General features: G+C 45.7%; 6 protein-coding genes. 5 read left to right on the top strand and 1 reads right to left on the bottom strand.

The window, feature by feature from the left end:
* Window positions 1-22: 22 nt before the first annotated feature.
* Window positions 23-391 (bottom strand): hypothetical protein, encoded by a 369-nt coding sequence (locus tag F3741_09715; GenBank protein MZG31059.1) that lies wholly within the window; start codon window positions 389-391, stop codon window positions 23-25.
* 166 nt (window positions 392-557) lie between these two features.
* Between F3741_09715 and hemG the strand changes: the two genes are divergently transcribed.
* The 5 genes from hemG to F3741_09690 all read left to right on the top strand — a co-directional run.
* On the top strand, window positions 558-1,982 hold the full coding sequence (gene hemG, locus F3741_09710) for a protoporphyrinogen oxidase (GenBank protein MZG31058.1): 1,425 nt from the start codon (window positions 558-560) through the stop codon (window positions 1,980-1,982).
* 37 nt (window positions 1,983-2,019) lie between these two features.
* Window positions 2,020-3,219 (top strand): hypothetical protein, encoded by a 1,200-nt coding sequence (locus tag F3741_09705; protein MZG31057.1) that lies wholly within the window; start codon window positions 2,020-2,022, stop codon window positions 3,217-3,219.
* Window positions 3,220-3,240: 21 nt separating this feature from the next.
* Window positions 3,241-3,978 (top strand): ribonuclease Z, encoded by a 738-nt coding sequence (locus F3741_09700; GenBank protein MZG31056.1) that lies wholly within the window; start codon window positions 3,241-3,243, stop codon window positions 3,976-3,978.
* A gap of 528 nt (window positions 3,979-4,506) precedes the next feature.
* Window positions 4,507-5,004 carry a DUF1566 domain-containing protein gene (locus F3741_09695; GenBank protein ID MZG31055.1) on the top strand — a complete coding sequence of 166 codons (498 nt, stop codon included), beginning with the start codon at window positions 4,507-4,509 and terminating at the stop codon, window positions 5,002-5,004.
* A 93-nt stretch (window positions 5,005-5,097) separates the two neighbouring features.
* Window positions 5,098-6,623 (top strand): c-type cytochrome (locus F3741_09690; GenBank protein MZG31054.1); only part of this gene is annotated, 1,526 nt, incomplete at its 3' end.

Raw genomic sequence — 6,623 nt, 5'->3', positions numbered from 1 at the left:
ACTTTCAAACTCATGATTAGGTTTATGAGTTTGAACTGTCTGGGAATATTTTTGACATATCTCCCATTTTTTCCATGGCTTCTTCTTTGGACATTTTAGTAATATCTATGCCCATTTCTGCCAGGGCTCCAGAGAAAGGACATTTACTGGCTCCACTCTGAGAGGCTTCTCCCTCAGCGGCTGGTGCGGGTTTTTCCGTTTCAATTTTTCCTGCTTCCGCCATGATAACCCAGTGCATGGACTCAATCGTCTGTGCTCTGTCAGCGGTTATTTTTTCAAGGGATTCTTTAGTCTCAGGATGCTTCACCATAGTGGCGGCTTCCTTATATTTTTCCAAGGCTTTTTTCTCAAATTCAACGGCTTCTTTCAATGCCGCAGCAGAATTAGACATTATTGGGTCTCCTGACAAAATTAATGAGCTAGCTTTATAGTGTTTTATTTTAATGGAATTTCAAAAATATACCAAATCCTTTTGTCAAATAGCAATAATCTTATCTTTTTCGGGGAGATATAGGCATCTTATTGCGGGAACAGATGAAACCTGACATAATGAGTTCATGAAAAAAATCATCATTATAGGAGGTGGAATAGCCGGGTTGGCAGCGGCTTTCCGTATCCAGAAGGAAATATCAAGTGGCTCTGACCTGGAATGTATCCTGCTTGAAGGTGGGGATCGTTTTGGAGGGAAAATAGCTACCGAAAGATCAGATGGGTTCGTCATTGAACGGGGCCCCGACTCATTTATCTCGCAAAAACCTGCCGCCATTCAATTTTGCCAGCAATTAGGCATCGGAGACAGCTTGGTTTCAACCAACCCGGAAACTCCAAATACCTATGTTTACACAGGCGGTAAGCTTGTGACAATGCCAGATGGATTAAGCTTGATGATTCCCACCAAATTTTTGCCGTTTGCCCTGACACCTTTATTCAGTCTGCCGGGGAAAATACGCATGGCGTTCGATCTTTTAATTCCAAAGAAATCCGATAAGAGCGATGAGAGTCTGGCTTCATTTGTTCGCAGAAGAATGGGTGAGGAAGCATTAAAAAAAATGGCCGAACCTATGCTGGCTGGTATTTATGCCAGCGATCCGGAAAGCATGAGTATTGGAAGCACCTTTCCCATGTTTGTTGAGACTGAGCGTAAATATCGATCCTTGATTCTGGGCATGCTGGCACGAAAAAAAGCCATGTTGTTGAACTCCAGCAAGCGCCCAAAAAGTAATTTCAGCTTGTTCATGACCTTAAAAGATGGATTGGGAGAAATGGTTGCAGCGGCAATTACAAAATCCCCTGATATCCAATTTAAGTCTGGTGCAAGAGTGGAGTCTATTGTTGGAAGTGCGGGCAACTGGTCTGTTGGGTTGGAGGGAGGCGTTAAGTATAAAGCCGATGCGCTGATACTGGCTACACCCGGTCATATAACAGCCCGGTTTATTGAGTCTGTATCTCCTAAAGCCGCAGAACTTTTAAAGCAGATCAAATATGTTTCCACCGCGACAGTGACCATTGCATACAAGAAGGAAGGATTTTCTCACGCTCTGGATGGCTTTGGGTTTGTCGTCCCGAAATGCGAAGGAAGAAGTATTCTTGCCTGCACATGGACGTCTTCAAAATTTCCGCATCGGACTCCAGATGGATATGTCATGCTTCGCTGCTACCTTGGAGGTGCCTTGCAGGAGGACATCGCTGAGAAAGATGAAAAAACGATGGCAGACCTGGTCAAACAGGACTTGAAAGAAATAATGGGAATAAAAGAAGAGCCTGTTTTTTGCAAAGTTTACCATAATAGAAAATCAAACGTGCAATACCATGTGAACCACTCTGAACGAATTGATTCCATCATGGGGGAGTTGCAGGAAGGTATTTTTCTTGCGGGAAGCGCATACCGTGGAATTGGAATACCCGATTGTATCCAGAGCGGGACCCGGTCGGCAGAGGCAGCGATAGAATTGATGACAGGAAAACCCAAATCGGAAACCTAGCATCTAATAGCTTTTACACATAAAAAAGGAGTTTTTCATGAAGTGGGTTTCCGCACTTTCCAGGCAAACCGATATTGACAATGCTGTGCAAGAAGCGGCGGAGTCTGCTGTCAAACAACTTGGCAAAGATCAGTCCGATTTGACGGTTATTTTTGTTTCTCCCCAGTTTAGGGAATTTTATGACAAGGTTCCCGAACTGGTAAACCGATACTTGAAACCCGGCTTGTTATTTGGTTGTTCAGGCGGAGGCATAATTGGTAATGGGGAAGAAGCTGAGCATCAAGCGGCTGTTAGCATCACCTGTGCCGATCTGCCCGGTGTGAATATAAAACCTCTGCAATCCACAACCAATGACTTGCCTGACCAGGACACATCTCCTTCTGTTTGGAGGGAATGGTTACAAGTGAATGTGGAAGACCAACCTCATTTTGTTTTTCTGGCAGACCCTTTTTCTTTCCGGGGAGAAGAATTTCTGGCCGGAGTGGATTTCGCGTATCCCAATAGCAAAAAAGTTGGTGGGCTTGCCAGTGGAGCACAGTCTCAGGGCGGGAACGCGCTCTACCTGGGGGATAAAGTTTATGACAGTGGATTGATAGGCATTGCTTTAACCGGTGATATTGAGATCGATACTATTGTGGCGCAGGGGTGCCGCCCTATTGGTGAGCCCATGCAAATCACTCAATGTGAACATAACTTGCTTCAAGAGCTTGCAGGAAAACCACCTTTGGAAGTGCTGCATGAATTGAACGAAATGTTATCCGAAGATGATAAAAAGCTTATCCAGACCTCTTTGTTTCTGGGAATAGAAATGGACCCTATGAATGATAATCCACAGCAGGGAGATTTTCTCATCAGGAATTTGATGGGAGTTGATCGTGAAAGCGGAGCGGTGGCTATCGGCGCTCTGTTAAGAAACGGACAACTGGTGCAATTTCATTTGCGTGATAAACAGATGTCAGCAGAAGACCTGGATGTGATGCTGACCCGTTACCTGAATCAGGGCAATGCTGAAAATGCCAGCGGGGCCTTATTATTTTCTTGTCTGGGACGCGGCCAATACTTGTATGGTAAAGCTAACCACGATACAGATATGTTTCTAAGCAAACTGGGAAACATTCCTTTAGGGGGATTTTTTTGTAACGGTGAGATAGGGCCAGTGGGCAAGACAACTTTCTTACACGGTTACACCAGTTCGTTTGGCATTTTCCGCCCACAAACCATGAAAGAAATGGAGTAAGGGTTTGTGAAGGTCACAATACTGGGTTCTGGTACAGCAGTGCCCTCATTGGAGCGCAACTCATCGGGAGCGCTCATTCAGGAGGAGGGCACCAATACCCTGGTTGATTTTGGGTATGGAACTTTAAAACAACTCTTGAACCTGGGAATCACCTACCACGACATTGACCGAATTTTTTTCACACACAATCACCCGGATCATATTTGTGATTTGATTCCTTTTCTATTTGGCGCAAAGTATAGCCCTGGGGCAAGGAAGAGAGACTTGGAAATTGTAGCGGGTCCCGGCTTCCAGAAATTTTTAAACAAACTATTTTCCACATTCGGGAACTGGCTTACCCCTAAGGAATACCTTTTCCAGATCACTGAAATTGATGAGGGTTCGAAAAACTTTGGCTGTCATCAGGTACTTTTCAAAAAAGTCAGGCATATTGACATGAGCCGAGGCTACCGGTTTGTGAACTCAGAGGGCAAGTCGGTGGCATTTTCCGGAGACACTGATTATTGCGAAGGAATGATAGAACTTGGCAGGCGAGCAGACCTGATGATTCTGGAATGTGCCACTCCTGATGATACCAAGTTACCAGGGCATCTGGTTCCCTCGCTGGCCGGCAAGTTGGCGAAAGCAGCGGATTGCAAAAAACTCTGCCTAACTCATTTTTATCCACCCTGCGATATGAATGCTATCCGCGAAACAGTTTCAAATCTTTATCAGGGTGAACTGGTTCTGGCCCGCGACCTCATGCAGTTCGAATTATAATCAGAATCTTTTCTGCCGAATAAGCACTGTGCGCTCAGCGGCGGAGTGACCTCCGCTGGTAAAATATCAGAGCCTCATCTGCCGATTAAGCATTTTCCCAGCCGGCAAAAGTTATTGCTCATTATACCCCTCCGGAGCATGAAATTTAAGGAAGAGGGACATCACAGCCTCGCGCTTAGCGACTTTCTCGCCAATCTTCGATGAGATCAACCACAAACATGAACAATTTAAGAAACCCTATTGTGGCAAATATACCCAGTAATAATTGCAAAAGGGGTGGCAGGGCAGTGACAAAGTCCTTAATACTTTCTATGAGTTGTGTTGTGTCCAAGAAATACCACTGAAATATAGAACAGGTTTTTAATTTCGAGACGAACTATTGCGCGACCAGAATACAGAAGCTTGTAACATTCTGCAACCAATTGAAAACATTCTGCTCTACATGAATTATGGGTTAGGGGTTCATTCCCTTTTTTTTCTCCGGTATAATCTATAGTATAAACTCAATCTCAAAAAAGGGGCGAGTATATGCCGGTTATTTCTAAATTTCTTATAGCAGCCTTCCTTGTTTTTTTTCTTAACGCTGTTCCGGTTGGGGCGGCGAGTTTCGTCGATAACCAAAATGGTAGCGTTACAGACTCCACCACGGGTTTGATGTGGCAGCAGGGAGATTCTTTCCACGATTTAAAAAAAGGTCTCAACTGGTACGATGCCCTGGAGTATGTCGCGATAAAAAACTCAGAAAAGTTTGCCGGTCATAGCGATTGGCGTTTGCCAACAATTCAGGAACTAAATAGTCTATGGATTGCTTCTGGAAAAATTAAAAGTAAGGATGATGAAGCTCTTGGGTTGCCCAACGGGTTTGCAAACGGAGGAAGCTATTATATTTGGACCAGGGACGAGCGTGGTTTAGACCATGCCTGGTACTTTGGCCTTGGCCATAAAGAAAACTACTTTAACCTCAAAGAGCTGTCAGATATGGAGCAAGGTGCAAAATTGGTCCGCTCTGCTGGGAAGGGTGATTAATCGTATTGCTGCATTGAGCCAGGATAGACTGCGGTTCTCCAGATAAACACGGTTGGGTGCCGCCGGCGACTCGCCGGAAGGGAGAGTAAACATATGAAACATAAAGTACGATTATATAAATCAATAATAACTTTACTGGTGTTAACTGGCGCGTGTTATTTCGCTTCTTCAGTGATGGCACAGGAACATGAAATGGATCATGGCGCAATGGGTCATTCTGCTCCCGGAGAAGAGTATCGGACTGGTGAGCCAATGGATCATGGAGCCATGGATCATGGCGCAATGGGGCATGAAGAAGGGGATAGTTTATTCCGTACCCGGGGAGCTCATGACCAGCTTGACGAAACCAGGCCTCAGGACATTGACAGTCTGCGGGCTCGTGGTCGGAATATTTATTTGCACATGTGTGTGTTCTGTCATGGAAAGGACGGTAACGGCGGCGGCAAGGCGGTGGAATATTTATATCCCTGGCCCAGGGATTTCAGGGAAGGTATTTTTAAATTTCGTTCTACTCCGACGGGCACTCTTCCCAGAGATGAAGATCTTTACAGGACCATCATCAATGGCATACCGGGAACATCCATGCCGGCATGGAAGGATGCATTGAGCCCTGAAGATACATGGGCTTTGATCGGGCATATCAAAAACTTTTCTTCACGTTTCAAAAAGGAAAAGCCTGGTAAAAAAATAGAGGTGAAAAAGGTTCTTGAGTCCACACCAGAACTGGTGGCCCGTGGCAAGGAACTTTATAAGACATTAAAATGTTATCGTTGTCATGGAGAATCATTAAAGGGAGATGGAGAGCTGGCGGAATCCCTCATGGATGCCTGGAAGCATGCTGTGTTTGTGCATGACATCACTAATCCGCATTATTTTAAAAGTGGACATAAAGCGGAGGATCTTTTCAGGACGATAACTTCCGGGCTCGATGGAACGCCCATGGGTTCCTACATCCATATTCCCGAAGAAGATCGCTGGGCATTGGTGCACTACATTCGCTCCAAACTTGTTAAAGAGTTTAAGGAGGCTGAGTTTGAAACGGATGTTTATTCTCTTCCAGTAGGAGTCGAATTGAACACCGATCCTTCCAGTCCCGTTTGGGAAGGGGTGGCTTCGAAAAACCTGGTATTGAGGCCGTTATCGGCTCGGCGAGGTGCGGTGGAGTTCATCAACGTTGCCTCGGTAAACAATGGAGAACAACTGGCAATACGCTTGCAGTGGGAAGACCCGACTCATGACGCTTTTTCAGAATTGCATTCAGATATATTCCGCGATGGCGTAGCAGTGCAATTTGCCCTTGGAGCCGTGACACTTCACACTCACGGGCATAACGAACCATTTTTCGGGATGGGCAACCGCAATAAGCCGGTGAATATCTGGCATTGGAAAGCCGGACTGGAAGAAACCCTTGAAGCCGAAGACGACCTTGAGTATGCGGGGGGTGGAGTAGATATGGACGCGCTGATCTATGGTGGAATCATGTCCAACCCGGTTGCCAGACTGAACACCACGGGTGAGAACCCGGTTGAAGAACTGAACGCGGAAGGTTTCGGCACAGTCACTCCGCAACCTGGTGAAAACCAGAATGTGGAGGGTTCCGGCGAATGGAAAGATGGAAT

It is taken from the genome of Nitrospinota bacterium (assembly GCA_009873635.1).
GTDB lineage: Bacteria > Nitrospinota > Nitrospinia > Nitrospinales > VA-1 > LS-NOB.
This window is presented reverse-complemented; position numbering and strand designations above follow the sequence as displayed.

What these genes read in the sequence shown, in the direction of transcription:
- F3741_09715 (MZG31059.1), bottom strand. Translation starts at nt 391, where the DNA reads ATGTCTAATTCTGCTGCGGCATTGAAAGAAGCCGTTGAATTTGAGAAA.
- hemG (MZG31058.1), top strand. Translation starts at nt 558, where the DNA reads ATGAAAAAAATCATCATTATAGGAGGTGGAATAGCCGGGTTGGCAGCG.
- F3741_09705 (MZG31057.1), top strand. Translation starts at nt 2,020, where the DNA reads ATGAAGTGGGTTTCCGCACTTTCCAGGCAAACCGATATTGACAATGCT.
- F3741_09695 (MZG31055.1), top strand. Translation starts at nt 4,507, where the DNA reads ATGCCGGTTATTTCTAAATTTCTTATAGCAGCCTTCCTTGTTTTTTTT.